Below are 13,292 nucleotides of genomic sequence, written 5' to 3'. Positions count from 1 at the left end.
GCGACGCCGTGACGACCACCGGTTCCTCTTGCCGGAGGGATTGCTGGCCGGATGGACCGGTGCTAGCTTCGGCGAACCGGTTCGACGATGCCGCCTTCACGGAGAACGGGAACCGGCCCCGCAGAATCCCGCAGATTCCAGCTCCCTCCACACCCCGCACCGGCCCACGGCAGGACCCCGGATCGAACCGGTTCGACACGCACATCGGCCGGAACACCCCCTGCTCACGGCACAAAGAGCGCCGAAGAGCCCTTACTCACGGATTGAGGACGCGATCCATGCCTTCCGCTGCCCAGGCGCCCCCCATCGCGGTCCGCGAGGGGCACCTCACCGTCGGTCTCGGCTCGGACACCGGCGCCTTCCACGGCGGGGCCTCCGGCACCCTCTACGGCCTGTACGGACCGGGCGTCCCCACCGGCAACCTCATCGAGGGCATGGGCCTGCGCACCGTCTCCACCAAGGCCCAGGACGGCCCGCAGCACCCCGGCGCCGACGCGCTGGAGGTGGTCGGGCCGCTGGCCGACTCGACCGGCGGTGACGTGTACGTCTACCTGACCGACATCCACCGCGGCTTCCCGTACCGGTGGCCCGGCGGCACCCCCGAGGAGAAGCTCGGGCGCTACAAGGAGCGGATCGCCGAGCAGGTGGACCAGATGCTGCGGCTGCCGGAGCGGTACCGGCACCACATCGTCCTCGTGCCTTTCAACGAGCCCGAGGGCAACATGTTCGGCACCGGCGAGTGGAGTTACGACGGGGTGGGCTGGCTCGACGATCCGGCCGCCTACTTCGCCGCCTGGGACGACGTCCACGGGTTCGTCAGGGGCAGGATGCCCGGCGCCCGCATCGCCGGACCCAACACCAGTGTCCTGTACGACCAGGTGAAGGGCTTCCTCACGCACACGCTGGCCGCCGGAACCCTCCCCGACGTCATCACCTGGCACGAGCTGAGCCACCCGGAGTCGGTGCGCGAGAGCGTCGCCAGGTACCGGGCGTGGGAACGGGAGCTGTTCCGGGGCACCGACCGCGAGGGCACGCGGCTCCCCGTCAACATCAACGAGTACGCCTTCAACTACCACACCTCGGTCCCCGGCCAGATGATCCAGTGGGTGTCCGCCATGGAGGAGTCCAAGGTGGACGCCGACATCGCGTACTGGAACATCGCCGGCACCCTCTCCGACTCCGCGGTGCAGGCGAACCGCGGCAACGGCCAGTGGTGGCTGCTGCACTGCTACGCCTCGATGAGCGGGCACACGGTACGGGTGAGCCCGCCCTTCCCCGGCGAGAACTACACCCTTCAGGGCGTGGCCACGCTGGACGAGCGGAAGCGGCAGGCCCGGCTGCTCTTCGGCGGTTCCGCCGGAGCGGCCCGCATCGCCTTCACGGACGTACCGAAGGAAGTCTTCGGGGACCGTGTGCACGCCTGGGTGCGCGAGATCGAGTGGAGCGGGCAGCTGGGCGACTCCGCGGGCCCCAGGCTGCTCACGGAGACGGACCTGGAGGTCGGTGACGACGGCACGGTGGCCTTCGGCTTCGGCGACGGCGGAGCACTGCCCAGGCTGCGGGAGTCCTCCGCGTACGAGATCGTCCTCAGCCCGGCGGGCGGGGCGAGGGGCACCCAGTCACCGCCGGTGCGCTGGCAGGCGTCGTACGAGGCGGAGGACGCCGCGCACACCGGGGCGGGGTACTCCAGGAACGGTCCGGAGGGCTCGCCGCGCGACGTGTCGAGGTTCTACACCTCCGGCGGCCACCACGTCGGCGGCCTGCGCACCGGCTCGGACGTCGTCCTCGACTTCACCGTGGACGTACCGGAGGACGGCACCTACGGCCTGAGCGTCTTCGCCAACTCCCTCAACACCTGCGACCGGGTGGCGGAACAGGGCCCGACCAACGTCTTCCTGAGGGTGGACGGCGCCGCGGACGGCGAACAGGAGCTGTATCTGCCGCTCGGCCACAAGTGGGCGGTCTGGGACCACACCGACACCGAGGTCCGTCTCACCGAGGGCCGCCACATCCTGACGCTCGCCGCGCGGAGCCTGGACGGCACGCGCGCCACCAAGGGTGACGCCGTCGTCGACCGCCTCGTCCTCTCCCTCCCGGAGGCCTCGGCGGCCACCCGGGTGTACGAGGGGGAGCTGGCCTGGCTGGGCGGCGGGGCCCGGCCCGTCTACGCCCTGCCGAAGCAGGCCACCACGTCCCCGGCCACCGGCTCGGGCGCGGCGCGGCTGGCGAAGGACCAGACGGCCACGTTCTGGGTCCACGCGCCGGCCGACCGCGAGGCCACCGTGCGGGTCGACACCCTCGGCGGCGCGGGGGCCCGGCTCTGCGTCAACGGGCACGACGTCCTGCGCCTGGGCAAGGGCACCGGCGCGGTCGCGGTCTCCCTCTCCGGCGGCATCAACAAGGTGACACTGACCGGAGGTTCGTCCACCACCCTCGTCGACCGCGTCACGGTCACGCCCTCACGAGGCACGCTCCGGGCCCGTACGTACGAGGCGCGGACCGCCGAACTCGCCGGCTCGGCCACCCTCACCCCCCTCTCCCTGGCCAGCGGCGGCACCGCGATCACCGGCATCGGCGGCGCCCCCGGGAACGACAACACCGCGGCCTTCACCGTCGCCGCGGACCGGACCGGCCTGCACGCGCTGCGCGTCCGCTACGCCAACCCCGAACAGGCCGAGGCCACCCACTACAACCCGGACCCGCTCGCCCGCCACGCCGACATCACCGTCAACGGCGGCGGGACACGACGCGTCGCCTTCCCGCACACCTTCCACCGGAACAACTTCTGGGAACTGACCGTCGCGGTCCGGCTGGAGAAGGGACCCAACACGATCACCTTCCGCGCCGAGGAGCAACCGAACTTCGACGGCGTCGGCTACGCGTCGGACACCTTCCCCGACGTACCGCTCCGCTCCCGCCACGCACCACTGATCGACAGCGTCACCGTCGCCCCGTACGCGTGTCCCGCAAACACACCAGCGGGCCTGCCGTTGCCGACAGACCCGCTGGTGAACACCGTCGGGACGACAGGATTTGAACCTGCGACCCCTTGACCCCCAGTCAAGTGCGCTACCAAGCTGCGCCACGTCCCGGTGCGCTCACTCGCGGTGATCCGCGTGATCGCGCGAACAGCACCTTACCCCACGGACCCGGGCGGGCCGAAAGCGGGCGTGGGGAGGGGGGACAATCGGTCGTATGGAAGACGCGGGGACAGGGGCACGGGACCGGGACGCCGAGGGGCGGGCGCGCAGTGCCCGGCCGCGCGACGGGCTGGGGCGGCCGCTGCCCTACGGTGCGCGCGGCGTCGAGCGGCAGCCCGAGGGGGTCGTGCGGGCTCCGCGGGAGACGGTCGGCGAGGCCCAGGCGCTGCTGGACGCGGGGAAGCCGTTCCACGCGCACGAGGTGTTCGAGGACGCCTGGAAGTCCGGTCCCGAGGAGGAGCGGACGCTGTGGCGGGGGCTGGCCCAGCTGGCGGTGGGGCTCACGCACGCGGCCCGGGGGAACGTGACCGGCGGGGCGCGGCTGCTGCGGCGCGGCGCGGGCGCGGTCGAGGAGTGGGCGGCCGGCAGCGGGGTGCGGCGGCCGCACGGGATGGATGTCGAGGGGCTCGCCCGGTGGGCGCGGGAGCTGGCCGGGCGCATGGAGAGCGAGGGCGGGAGCGTCGACGCCGGCGCCGAGGCGCCCCGGCTGCGCGGTACCGCGTAGCACCGGGGTGACCCGCTGTCAGTGGCATGCGGCAGACTCGGGGGTGTGCGAAAGATTCATGTCATCGGTATCGGCGCGGGCGACCCCGACCAGCTCACCCTCCAGGCGGTCCGGGCGCTGCGGGACACGGACGTGTTCTTCCTGCTCGACAAGGGCGAGGTCAAGAACGACCTGACCCAGCTGCGCCGGGACATGCTCGACACACACATACCGGACGGCGGTTACCGCTTGGTCGAGGCGCGGGACCCGGAGCGGGACCGGGCGGCGAGCGGCGGCGCGTACTCGCCGGCCGTCGGGGACTGGCGCAGCGCCCGCGCGGACATCTACGAACGGCTGATCCGCGAGGAACTCGGCGAGGAGCAGACCGGCGCCTTCCTGGTGTGGGGCGATCCGTCGTTGTACGACAGCACGCTGGCGATCCTGGAGGAGGTGCTGGAGCGGGGCGCGGTGGTCTTCGCGTACGACGTGGTGCCCGGGATCAGCAGTGTGTCCTCGCTGGTGGCCCGGCACCGCACGGGGCTGAACCGGGTGGCCCGGCCGGTGCAGATCACCACCGGGCGGCGGCTCGCCGAGGGGCTCCCGGACGGGGTGGACGACGTGGTGGTGATGCTGGACGCGCACCAGACCTTCCGGCGGTACGCGGACCAGGACATCGACATCTACTGGGGCGCCTACCTCGGCACTCCGGACGAGATCCTGGTCGCGGGCCCGATCGCCGAGGCGGCTCCCCGGATCGAGCGGCTGCGGGCCGAGGCACGGGAGCGCAAGGGCTGGATCATGGACACCTATCTGCTGCGCCGCCACCCCGGGGGGCCGAAGGAGAACTGACCGTCACTCAGACGGTTTCGCAGGGTATGCGCGGGTAGCCCAGCGGTGTGACAGTGACCTCGTGACGTCCACCGAGGAATCCGCACTGCCCGACACCGCGCAGCCGCCCGTGCTGGACACCCGTCGGCGCAACGTCGTCTTCGTGACGATCGTGCTGGGCATCCTGCTCGCGGCCCTGGACCAGACGATCGTGGGCACGGCCCTGCCGACGATCGTGTCGGACCTGGGCGGCGCCGCGCACATGTCGTGGGTGGTCACCGCGTACCTCCTCGCGGAGACCGTGTCGACCGTCCTGGTGGGCAAGTTCGGCGACCTGTTCGGCCGCAAGGCGGTCTTCCAGGTCTCGGCGATCGTGTTCATCACCGGCTCGTTCCTCTGCGGTCTGGCCACGAACATGTCGCTGCTGATCGCCTGGCGGGCGATGCAGGGCATCGGCGCGGGCGGGCTGATGGTCACCGCGATGGCGCTGATCGCGGACGTCATCCCGCTGCGGGAGCGCGGCAAGTACCAGGGCGCGATCGGCGCGGTGTTCGGCGTGGCCACGGTCATCGGGCCGCTGCTCGGCGGGGTGTTCACCGACCATCTGTCGTGGCGCTGGGCGTTCTACGTCAACGTGCCCATCGCCGTCCTGGTGGTGGTGGCCGCCGCCCGCACCATCCCGGTGGTGAGGTCGGCGTCCCGGCCGGTGATCGACTATCTGGGCATCGCGCTGGTCGCGGTCGGCGCGAGCGCCCTGATCCTGGCGACGAGCTGGGGCGGCAACGAGTACGCGTGGGGTTCGGGCACCGTCATCGGCCTGTTCGCGGGCGGTGCGGCGGCGCTCGCCGCGTTCTGCTGGGTGGAGACCCGGGCGAAGGAACCGATGCTGCCGATGCGGCTGTTCGGCAACCCGGTCTTCACGGTCTGCTCGATCCTCAGCTTCATCGTGGGCTTCGCGATGCTCGGCGCCATGACGTATCTGCCGAGCTATCTCCAGTACGTCGACGGGAACTCGGCGACGATCTCGGGGGTCCGCACCCTCCCGATGGTGATCGGTCTGCTCATCGCGTCGATCTTCAGCGGGAACGTGGTGAGCAGGACCGGCCGGTACCGGGTCTTCCCGATCGTCGGCTCGCTGGTCATGGGCGCCGGCCTGTACCTGATGTCGTTGATGGGGCCGGGCACCGGGGTCTGGCTGGAGTCCCTGTACATGTTCGTGCTGGGCACCGGCATCGGTCTGAGCATGCAGGTGCTGACGATCGCCGTGCAGAACACCGTCGACTACGCCGACCTGGGCACCGCGACCTCCGGCGTCACCTTCTTCCGTACGCTGGGCAGTTCGTTCGGTACGGCCGTCTTCGGCACCATCTACGCCAACGCGCTCAAGCCGAACCTCGCGGACGGGATCACCGCCGCCACCGGGGCGAGCGCCCTGGACCCGGCGGTCGTCGCCAAGGCGGCCACCAGCCCGGAGGGCCTGCACCGGCTGCCCGCGGCCGCCGCCGAGCCGATCATCCAGGCGTACGCCGACACCATCCACACCGTGTTCCTGTGGACGGTGCCGGTCGCGGGCGTCGGGTTCGTGGTCGCCCTGTTCCTCAAGCAGGTCCAGCTCCGGGACAGCGCGCGGCTCGGCTCCACCGACATGGGCGAGGGGTTCGCCTCGCCGCACGGGCCGGACTCGCAGCGGGTGCTGGAGGCGGCCGTGGCGAAGATCATCGGCAGGGCCGACCTGGACACCGCGCGCCGGATCATCCGCGACTCCGGCACCCGGCTGGACATCGCCGAGGCCTGGGCGGTGATGCAGGTCGAACTGCACACCCGCCTGGTCGGGCACGGCCACCTCGGTCTGATCGCCGCCCGCCGCCGGCTGCCGCCGGAGGTGCTGCTGCCCGTCTTCGACCGCACGGTGGACGAGGGCTACCTGACCCGTACCGGCCCCTATCTCTCGCTCACCGAGGCCGGCGACCACGAGGCCCAGGTCCTCGGTCACGCCTGGGGCAGCTGGCTGAAGGGCCGGGTGCAGGAGGACCTCGGCCGTCCGTCGGGCGCCGACCTGCGGGCCGCCGTCGACACCATCGCCAAGCGGCTGCTGGTCGAGGACCTGACCGACGGTCTGCCCGAACGGGCCGGGGAGTGGGAGCCGGCCGCCGAGGCGGCGTGAGCGCGCGGGCCTCGCCGTGCGGTGCTCAGGCGGGGCCGAGCCCCAGCCGCTCCAGTACGCCCGCCACGTCCGGGACCGCGGTGGCTCCGTCCGGCAGCGGCGGGCGCCGTACGACGACCACGGGCAGCCCCGACTCGCGGGCGGCCGTGAGCTTGGCGGCCGTCGCCGCTCCCCCGCTGTCCTTGGTGACCAGGACGTCGATCAGGTTCTCGCGGAGCAGCGCGGTCTCGTCGGCGACGGTGAACGGCCCGCGGGCCAGCAGCACCTCGGTGTGCGGCGGCAGGGGGGGTTCGGGGGGCTCCACCGACCGTACGACGAAGTGGCGGTCGGTCAGGTGGGCGAAGGCGGACAGGCCGAGGCGGCCGGTCGTCAGCAGGACCCGGGGGCCGAAGCGCGGCAGCAGGTCCGCCGCCGCGGCCAGCGACCCGACCGGGTGCCAGCGGTCTCCGGGGCTCGGCCGCCACCCGGGGCGGCGCAGCACCACGGCCGGGACCCCGGTCTCCGCCGCGGCCCGGGCCGCGTTCGCGGTGATCGTCTCGGCGAAGGGGTGGGTGGCGTCTACCAGGGCGTCCACCTGCCGCTCGCGCAGCCAGCCCGCCAGTCCGGTCGCCCCGCCGAAGCCTCCGACGCGCACCTCGCCCGGCAGCGCGCCGGGCCGGGTGACCCGCCCCGCCAGGGAGGTCGTGACGCGCACACCGGGACGCGGGGCGAGCGCGGCGGCCAGTTCGCGGGCCTCGGCGGTGCCGCCGAGGATCAGGACGTGCGGGGACATGGGGCGAGCGTACGGGGTGCCGCCCACGGGCCCGGACGCGGGACGGCCGCCCGGCGGGGTGCCGGACGGCCGTCGTGGAGGGGAAGCTCCGTCAGCCCTGGCGGGCCTTGAAGCGGGGGTCCTTCTTGTTGATCACGTAGACCACGCCGCGGCGGCGGACCACCTGGGCGCCGGGCTTGGCCTTCAGTGAACGCAGGGACTTGCGTACCTTCATGGTGCTGTTCTCCTCGTGTCGGCCGCGGGGACGGTCAGCCGCGAGCGGCCGCGGTACGGCCGTAGCGGCGCTCGAAAAGCTCCACCCGGCCGGCGCTGTCCAGGACTCGCGCCCTGCCGGTGTAGAAGGGGTGCGACGCGGACGAGATCTCGACGTCGACCAGGGGGTAGGTGTTGCCGTCCTCCCACACGATCGTCCGGGACGAGTCGGCGGTGGAGCGGGTCAGGAACGTGGCGTCCGCGGCGCGGTCGCGGAAGACCACGAGCCGGGAGTCGGGGTGGATGCGGGGCTTCATGGGGTTTCCTTCCTGGGGCGGTGGTGCACTTCGCTTCGACGCGCTGCGCCGGGACGCTCCGCGCCTCAGCGCTCTTCGCGGAAGTCGACGTGCGTGCCGGCCACCGGGTCGTACTTGCGCAGGACCAGCCGGTCGGGGTCGTTCCGGCGGTTCTTGCGGGTCACGTAGGTAACACCGGTCCCGGCCGTCGACTTCAGCCTGACGACGGGACGCGCGGTACTGCGTGCCATGAGGTTCTCCCTTCGCCCACACCCGGACTTACTGAGCCGAGCATGTCAATCACGACCGGTCCAACAACGCCCCCCGCCGTCGCATTCCCGGGTCCGCGGGCCCCGCGCGGCTATGGTCCTGGCATGGCTTCCGCGCGTGGGGTGCTCATCGACATCGACGGGGTGCTCACCGTGTCCTGGCGCCCGCTGCCCGGCGCGGTCGAGGCTCTGCGGACGGTCCGCGAGGCCGGTCTCGGTGTCGCGCTGGTGACCAACACGACCTCCCGGACCCGGGCCTCGATCGCGGACACGCTGGTGGCGGCGGGCTTCCCGGTGACGGCCGAGGACATCCTCACCGCGCCCGCCGCGACGGCCGTCCACCTGGCCGGGGCCCGGTGCGCACTGCTCAACAGCGGGGACGTACGGGAGGACCTGGCCGGGGTGACCCTCGTGGCGGCGGACGACGACACCGTCGTACCGGATGTCGTCCTGCTCGGGGGTGCCGGGCCGGAGTTCGGCTATACGGCACTGAACCGGGCGTTCGGGCAGCTGCAGCGGGGTGCGCGGCTCGTCGCCATGCACCGGAACCTGTACTGGCGCACGGAGGCGGGGCTCCAGCTGGACGCGGGCGCGTTCCTGGCGGGGCTGGAGGCCGCCGCCGGGGTCGAGGCCGAGGTCACCGGGAAGCCGGCGCGGGCCTTCTTCGAGGCGGCGCTGGAGCGTCTCGGGGTGGCTGCCGCCGAGGCGCTGATGATCGGGGACGACGTCGAGTCGGACGTGCTCGCGGCCCAGCGCCTCGGTATCACGGGCGTGCTGGTCAGGACGGGGAAGTTCCGGCCGGACACCCTGGAGCGGGCGAGCGGCGCCCCGGACCGGGTGCTGGACTCCTTCGCGGGGCTGCCCGGACTGCTGGACCGGCTAGCGCAGGAGTAGCTGGAGCCCGCCCACGATCGTCGCGGCGATGACCAGCTGCTCGAACAGCCGCTGGTTGATCCGGGTCACCGCCCACTTGCCGAGGACGGCGCCGGGGACGACGAACACCACGAGCGCGGCGTCGAGCAGCAGCGAGTTGCCGTCGATCAGGCCGAGCCCGGCGCTGAAGGGGACCTTGGAGACGTTCACGATGAGGAAGAAGAACGCCGAGGTGCCCAGGAAGCCGAGCTTCCGGAAGCCCGCGGACAGCAGGTACATCGACATCACCGGGCCGCCCGCGTTGGCGACCATCGTGGTGAAGCCGCCGAGGACGCCGTAGGAACCGGCCTTCGCCCGGCCCGCCCGGGTGGTGACCGCGTCCGGGTCGTCGGGACGCTCGGCCCTGCGCCGCCGCCACAGCGTGACCCCGGCCATCAGCAGCAGGATCGCGCCGATCGAGATCCGTACGACCGCGTCGTCGGCCCAGACCAGGAACACCGTGCCGATCACCACTCCGGCCGCGACCGCCGGGAACAGCCGCCACAGCGTGGGCCAGTGGGCGTGCCTGCGGTAGGTCGCGACGGCCAGCACGTCGCCCGCGATGAGCAGCGGGAGCAGCACGCCGGTGGAGGCGCGGGCCGGGAGGATCGCGGCGAAGACCGCGAGGCTGACGGTGTTGGCCCCGCTGACGGCGGTCTTCGAGAAGCCGACCAGCAGCGCGGCGAATGCCAGGGCGGCGAACTCCCAGCCGGATATGTGCCAGAGCGTCATCGTGTTCATGCGGGGACCGATGTTATGTCCGGACAAGCCGAGGCGGTAAGTACCGTCTCGCTGGTTGGCCCTCGCACGCAGGACACGGCGGGCGACCTTTGTTCATGTTTGCCCGTATTCCTGAGGCGCGGCGGAGCCTCCGGGGCAACTCTCCGCCCCGGAGTGTCACTTGGACCGGTCCGGCGCGTCCCCCGCGAGCGCCGCCGTCCGCAGGGCGGCGGCCACCCGGACGACCGCCTCGGCCGGCGGGTGCGGCAGCCGGGCCAGGAGCTGGCGCCGCTGTTCCTGGGGCCCGCCCCGGACGGGCAGGATCCGGACGCCCGGCGGCGCGGCGGCGGCGAGCGCGGGGGGCACGGTGGTCAGGCCGCAGCCGGCGGCGACGAGGTGGAGCTTGGCCAGCCAGTCCCGGGCGATGTGCGCGATCTCCGGCCGCTCGTCCAGACCGGGCCACACCCCCATCAGCCGGTCCTCCCCGGAGGCGGAGCCGACGATCCAGCGCTGCCCGCGCAGATCGGCGACGTCCACGAAGTCACCGCGGGCCAGGGGGTGGGCGGCCGGCAGGGCGAGGCACAGGGCGCGTTCGACGAGGGTCTGCAGCACCAGCGGCGGCGACTCGGCGTCGGGCGGCCGGAACGGCGGAGCCGAGGCGAGCAGGGCCAGGTCGAGGCTGCCGGCGCGCAGGGCGCGGACCAGTGCGGGGGTGGTGCCCTCGCGGCCGACGACCTGGAGTCCGGGGTCCGTGCGGCGCAGCGCGGTCAGGGCCCGGGGCACCAGGACGACACCCGCGGTGGGGAACCAGCCCAGCCGGACCGTCCCGCCCTCGGCTGGCAGCCCGGACAGCTCCCGTGCCGTCGCCTCGATCGCGTCGAGCACCACCGTCGCCCGCCACATGACCACGCGTCCGGCGGCCGTGAGCCGTACCCCGTCCCGCCGCCGCTCCAGCAGCTCGGCGCCCGCGGCCCGTTCGATCGCCGCGATCTGCCGGGACACCGCGGACTGGGTGTAGCCCAGCGTGGCGGCGGCCGCCGTGAAGGTGCCCTGTTCGGCCACCGCGCGGAAGACCCGCAGCGCGGTGAGGGACACATCGTTGAAGTCCATGACGTTTACGCATACCAGCTGTGCCGAACTTTCGTTGGACTCATGGATACGGCGTTCCTAGCGTTGTGGGCATGAAGACTTCCCGCATCGCCCGCATCGCCCTCGTGACAGGCGCCAACCAGGGCCTCGGCCGCGCTCTCGTGGAGGGCCTCGCCGCCCGGCTGGACCCGGCCGACCTGGTCCTGCTGACCGGCCGCGACCAGCGACGGGTGACGGACGCCGCCGTCGAGGTGGCCCGGCTGCCCGGCACCCGCGCCCGGGTCGAGGGCCACGTCCTGGACGTCACCGACACCGACGCCGTCGCCCGGCTCGCCGACGAGCTACGCGCCCGGCACGGCGGGGTGGACGTCGTCCTGTCCAACGCGGTCGCCCGGGTGCTGCCCGACGAGTCGCAGTCCGAGCGGGCCGACGAGTTCATCGACGTCTCCAACACCGCCACCCACGCGATCCTGCGTTCCTTCGGTCCCGTGCTGCGTCCCGGCGGCCGGCTGCTGGTCGTGGCCAGCTCGCTCGGCACCCTCGGTCACCTCGACCCCCGGCTGCACCACCTGTTCGACGGCGCGAGCCTCGACCAGGTCGAGTACGCCGTGGAGTCCTGGCGCAGCGCGATCCACCAGCGCACCGCCGCCGAGGCCGGGTGGCCGGTCTGGCTGAACGTGCCCTCGAAGGTGGCCCAGGTCGCCGCGGTCCGCGCGGTCGCGGCCGAACGCCGGGAACAGGACTTGGCGGCCGGCACCCTGATCGCCTCCGTCTGCCCGGGCATGGTCGACACCGCCACCTCCCGGCCCTGGTTCAGCGACTTCAGCCAGGCCCAGTCCCCCGCCGACGCCGCCCGCGCCGTCCTCGACCTGGTCTTCGCCGACGGCGTGGACCCCGCCCTCCACGGCGGACTCGTCCGCTTCGGCAAGCCGCTGCCCTGGCACGACGGCACACCCCTGGTCGAGCAGGACCGGCTGGTCAAGCCCTGAACGCCGTACCACCCCGCACCGGCATCAGATGCCGAGCACCCGGGCGATGGTGCGGAGCACCCCGTTGTCGTTGTTGGACGGGGCGAGGTGGCGGGCGCGGGCGATGACGTCCGGGTGGGCGTTGGCCATGGCGAAGGACCAGTCGGCGGCGTCGAGCATCTCCAGGTCGTTGAGGTAGTCGCCGAAGACCATGGTCTGGGCGGGGGTGATGCCCAGCTCGCGCTGGAGGCCGCGCAGGGCGGTGCCCTTGTTGGCGGTGCGGTTCATCACGTCGACCCAGTGCTCGCCGGAGACGACGACCTGGTGGGTGCCGGCGTAGGCGGCCAGCGCGGGGGCGGTGGTGCGGGCGGCGGGGCCGAAGTCGAAGAGGGCGACCTTGATGACGTCGTCGTCGACGGCGGTGAGGTCGTCGACGATGTGGTGTGTGACGTAGTACTGACGCACCTCCGCCAGGAACGCCTCGTCCCGCCGCTCCACATGGGCCCCCCGCTTCCCGCAGACCACCGCCCCCACGTCCACCCCGTCCGCGACCAGGCGCCGTACGGTCCGGGCGAGGCCGGCGGCGACGGCCGGGGCCAGGACGTCCGAGCTGAGTTCGACGCCGTCGCGCACCACGTAGGTGCCGTTCTCCGCGATGAAGACCATGCCCTCGGCGACCTCGGCGAACTGCCGGGCCAGGGTGGCGTACTGACGGCCGCTGGCGGGGCTGAACAGCACCCCGCGGCGGCGCAGTTCGGCCAGCATCGGCCAGAGTCCCTCGGGGACGCGCTTCTCGTCGTCGAGGAGGGTGCCGTCCATGTCGGTGACGACGAGCCGGATGTCGGCGGGGCCGGAAGGGAGGTCGGGCGTGGCGAGGAGGGACGCGGGCGAGGCGGACATGTCCTGCTTCCGGTCGGGGACGGCATTCGTACACCAGTGTCGCTCATACGACCGAGAGGCCCCGAAAGAACCCATGCGCGGCCGCGACAACTGCACCGCTGACCAGCAGGTCGGCGAGCGGGTCGCCGGGATGCTGCCGGGCATCCTCGACTTCGTCCTCGACACCGGAACGGCCCGCGAGGTGGTGCGGCGGATCATGGCCGCGGTGCCCTCGGGCAGTGTCCTCACCCGTCCGACGGCCGACGCGGAGGTGGGCGGGCAGGGCGACATCGCGGCGACGCGGTTCTGGAACGCGCACGCCACCCCGCCGATCACCGCCCGGACCCGCGCCGAGATCGCCGGCCTCTTCGAGGGGCTCGACCCGCTGGAGCCGGGGCTGGTGCCGTGCTCGCAGTGGCGCGCCGGGGCCGACTCCCCGGCGCCGGTGCCGCAGTTCGGCACGGTCGCCGTGAAACCCTGACCGGGACGCGTGCATCCGAGCCCGTCGAGGAGGACGTC

Annotated in this window: 13 protein-coding genes, 1 tRNA gene and 1 pseudogene; 7 read left to right on the top strand and 8 right to left on the bottom strand. The window is 72.9% G+C overall.

Annotated features, from left to right (window positions below):
* Positions 1-278: 278 nt before the first annotated feature.
* On the top strand, positions 279-3,053 hold the full coding sequence (locus tag ACIPSJ_RS32670; RefSeq protein WP_401351286.1) for a cellulosome protein: 2,775 nt from the start codon (positions 279-281) through the stop codon (positions 3,051-3,053).
* Here the strand turns inward: ACIPSJ_RS32670 and ACIPSJ_RS32665 are convergent.
* Positions 3,019-3,092 (bottom strand) — tRNA-Pro (locus tag ACIPSJ_RS32665). The genes ACIPSJ_RS32670 and ACIPSJ_RS32665 overlap by 35 nt on opposite strands.
* A gap of 103 nt (positions 3,093-3,195) precedes the next feature.
* Between ACIPSJ_RS32665 and ACIPSJ_RS32660 the strand changes: the two genes are divergently transcribed.
* The 3 genes from ACIPSJ_RS32660 (at position 3,196) to ACIPSJ_RS32650 (ending at position 6,676) form a co-directional block, all read left to right on the top strand.
* Entirely contained in the window at positions 3,196-3,705 is a 510-nt protein-coding gene (locus ACIPSJ_RS32660) for a DUF309 domain-containing protein (protein WP_401351285.1), read from the top strand.
* A 45-nt stretch (positions 3,706-3,750) separates the two neighbouring features.
* Entirely contained in the window at positions 3,751-4,533 is a 783-nt protein-coding gene (cobF, locus tag ACIPSJ_RS32655) for a precorrin-6A synthase (deacetylating) (protein WP_401351284.1), read from the top strand.
* Between the two features lie 61 nt (positions 4,534-4,594).
* Positions 4,595-6,676, top strand: a complete 2,082-nt coding sequence (locus ACIPSJ_RS32650; protein WP_401351283.1) for an MDR family MFS transporter — start codon at positions 4,595-4,597, stop codon at positions 6,674-6,676.
* 25 nt (positions 6,677-6,701) lie between these two features.
* Here ACIPSJ_RS32650 and ACIPSJ_RS32645 read toward each other — a convergent pair whose 3' ends face one another.
* The 4 genes from ACIPSJ_RS32645 to rpmG all read right to left on the bottom strand — a co-directional run bounded on the left by ACIPSJ_RS32645 (position 6,702) and on the right by rpmG (position 8,187).
* Positions 6,702-7,448 (bottom strand): cobalt-precorrin-6A reductase, encoded by a 747-nt coding sequence (locus tag ACIPSJ_RS32645; RefSeq protein ID WP_401351282.1) that lies wholly within the window; start codon positions 7,446-7,448, stop codon positions 6,702-6,704.
* A gap of 91 nt (positions 7,449-7,539) precedes the next feature.
* Positions 7,540-7,662: a type B 50S ribosomal protein L36 gene (gene ykgO, locus ACIPSJ_RS32640; protein WP_046728129.1), complete on the bottom strand. Its 123-nt coding sequence runs from the start codon at positions 7,660-7,662 to the stop codon at positions 7,540-7,542.
* 34 nt (positions 7,663-7,696) lie between these two features.
* On the bottom strand, positions 7,697-7,957 hold the full coding sequence (locus ACIPSJ_RS32635; RefSeq protein WP_390986684.1) for a type B 50S ribosomal protein L31: 261 nt from the start codon (positions 7,955-7,957) through the stop codon (positions 7,697-7,699).
* A 65-nt stretch (positions 7,958-8,022) separates the two neighbouring features.
* Positions 8,023-8,187: a 50S ribosomal protein L33 gene (gene rpmG / locus ACIPSJ_RS32630; RefSeq protein ID WP_355714864.1), complete on the bottom strand. Its 165-nt coding sequence runs from the start codon at positions 8,185-8,187 to the stop codon at positions 8,023-8,025.
* Between the two features lie 123 nt (positions 8,188-8,310).
* Here rpmG and ACIPSJ_RS32625 point away from each other — a divergent pair, with 123 nt between their 5' ends.
* Positions 8,311-9,099: a TIGR01458 family HAD-type hydrolase gene (locus tag ACIPSJ_RS32625; protein WP_401351279.1), complete on the top strand. Its 789-nt coding sequence runs from the start codon at positions 8,311-8,313 to the stop codon at positions 9,097-9,099.
* On the opposite strand, the gene ACIPSJ_RS32620 is transcribed toward ACIPSJ_RS32625, so the two are convergent.
* Complete coding sequence (locus ACIPSJ_RS32620) at positions 9,085-9,858, bottom strand: sulfite exporter TauE/SafE family protein (protein ID WP_401351278.1); 774 nt, start codon at positions 9,856-9,858, stop codon at positions 9,085-9,087. The genes ACIPSJ_RS32625 and ACIPSJ_RS32620 overlap by 15 nt on opposite strands.
* 156 nt (positions 9,859-10,014) lie before the next feature.
* Positions 10,015-10,947 carry a LysR family transcriptional regulator gene (locus tag ACIPSJ_RS32615; protein ID WP_401351276.1) on the bottom strand — a complete coding sequence of 311 codons (933 nt, stop codon included), beginning with the start codon at positions 10,945-10,947 and terminating at the stop codon, positions 10,015-10,017.
* A gap of 71 nt (positions 10,948-11,018) precedes the next feature.
* Between ACIPSJ_RS32615 and ACIPSJ_RS32610 the strand changes: the two genes are divergently transcribed.
* A complete protein-coding gene (locus tag ACIPSJ_RS32610; RefSeq protein WP_401351275.1) occupies positions 11,019-11,915 on the top strand; it encodes an SDR family NAD(P)-dependent oxidoreductase in 897 nt (298 codons plus the stop codon).
* Positions 11,916-11,939: 24 nt separating this feature from the next.
* Here ACIPSJ_RS32610 and ACIPSJ_RS32605 read toward each other — a convergent pair whose 3' ends face one another.
* The gene (locus ACIPSJ_RS32605) at positions 11,940-12,794 is read right to left on the bottom strand and encodes a Cof-type HAD-IIB family hydrolase (protein WP_401351274.1); all 855 of its coding nucleotides are present in this window, start codon (positions 12,792-12,794) and stop codon (positions 11,940-11,942) included.
* Between the two features lie 121 nt (positions 12,795-12,915).
* Here ACIPSJ_RS32605 and ACIPSJ_RS32600 point away from each other — a divergent pair.
* A pseudogene (locus ACIPSJ_RS32600) lies at positions 12,916-13,254 on the top strand (SAM-dependent methyltransferase); the annotation flags it as partial.
* Between the last annotated feature and the right edge of the window lie 38 nt (positions 13,255-13,292).

Origin of the sequence: Streptomyces sp. NPDC090088 (genome assembly GCF_044747345.1) — a bacterium.
Classification (GTDB): Bacteria; Actinomycetota; Actinomycetes; order Streptomycetales; family Streptomycetaceae; genus Streptomyces.
The sequence above is the reverse complement of the archived record's forward strand: the minus strand, read 5'-3'. Positions and strand labels throughout refer to the sequence as shown.

Excerpts from the sequence above, each read along its gene's own strand:
- ACIPSJ_RS32620 (WP_401351278.1), bottom strand. The coding sequence starts at position 9,858 with ATGAACACGATGACGCTCTGGCACATATCCGGCTGGGAGTTCGCCGCC.
- ACIPSJ_RS32670 (WP_401351286.1), top strand. The coding sequence starts at position 279 with ATGCCTTCCGCTGCCCAGGCGCCCCCCATCGCGGTCCGCGAGGGGCAC.
- ACIPSJ_RS32635 (WP_390986684.1), bottom strand. The coding sequence starts at position 7,957 with ATGAAGCCCCGCATCCACCCCGACTCCCGGCTCGTGGTCTTCCGCGAC.
- ACIPSJ_RS32605 (WP_401351274.1), bottom strand. The coding sequence starts at position 12,794 with ATGTCCGCCTCGCCCGCGTCCCTCCTCGCCACGCCCGACCTCCCTTCC.
- ACIPSJ_RS32610 (WP_401351275.1), top strand. The coding sequence starts at position 11,019 with ATGAAGACTTCCCGCATCGCCCGCATCGCCCTCGTGACAGGCGCCAAC.
- ACIPSJ_RS32615 (WP_401351276.1), bottom strand. The coding sequence starts at position 10,947 with ATGGACTTCAACGATGTGTCCCTCACCGCGCTGCGGGTCTTCCGCGCG.
- ykgO (WP_046728129.1), bottom strand. The coding sequence starts at position 7,662 with ATGAAGGTACGCAAGTCCCTGCGTTCACTGAAGGCCAAGCCCGGCGCC.
- ACIPSJ_RS32645 (WP_401351282.1), bottom strand. The coding sequence starts at position 7,448 with ATGTCCCCGCACGTCCTGATCCTCGGCGGCACCGCCGAGGCCCGCGAA.
- rpmG (WP_355714864.1), bottom strand. The coding sequence starts at position 8,187 with ATGGCACGCAGTACCGCGCGTCCCGTCGTCAGGCTGAAGTCGACGGCC.
- ACIPSJ_RS32660 (WP_401351285.1), top strand. The coding sequence starts at position 3,196 with ATGGAAGACGCGGGGACAGGGGCACGGGACCGGGACGCCGAGGGGCGG.
- ACIPSJ_RS32625 (WP_401351279.1), top strand. The coding sequence starts at position 8,311 with ATGGCTTCCGCGCGTGGGGTGCTCATCGACATCGACGGGGTGCTCACC.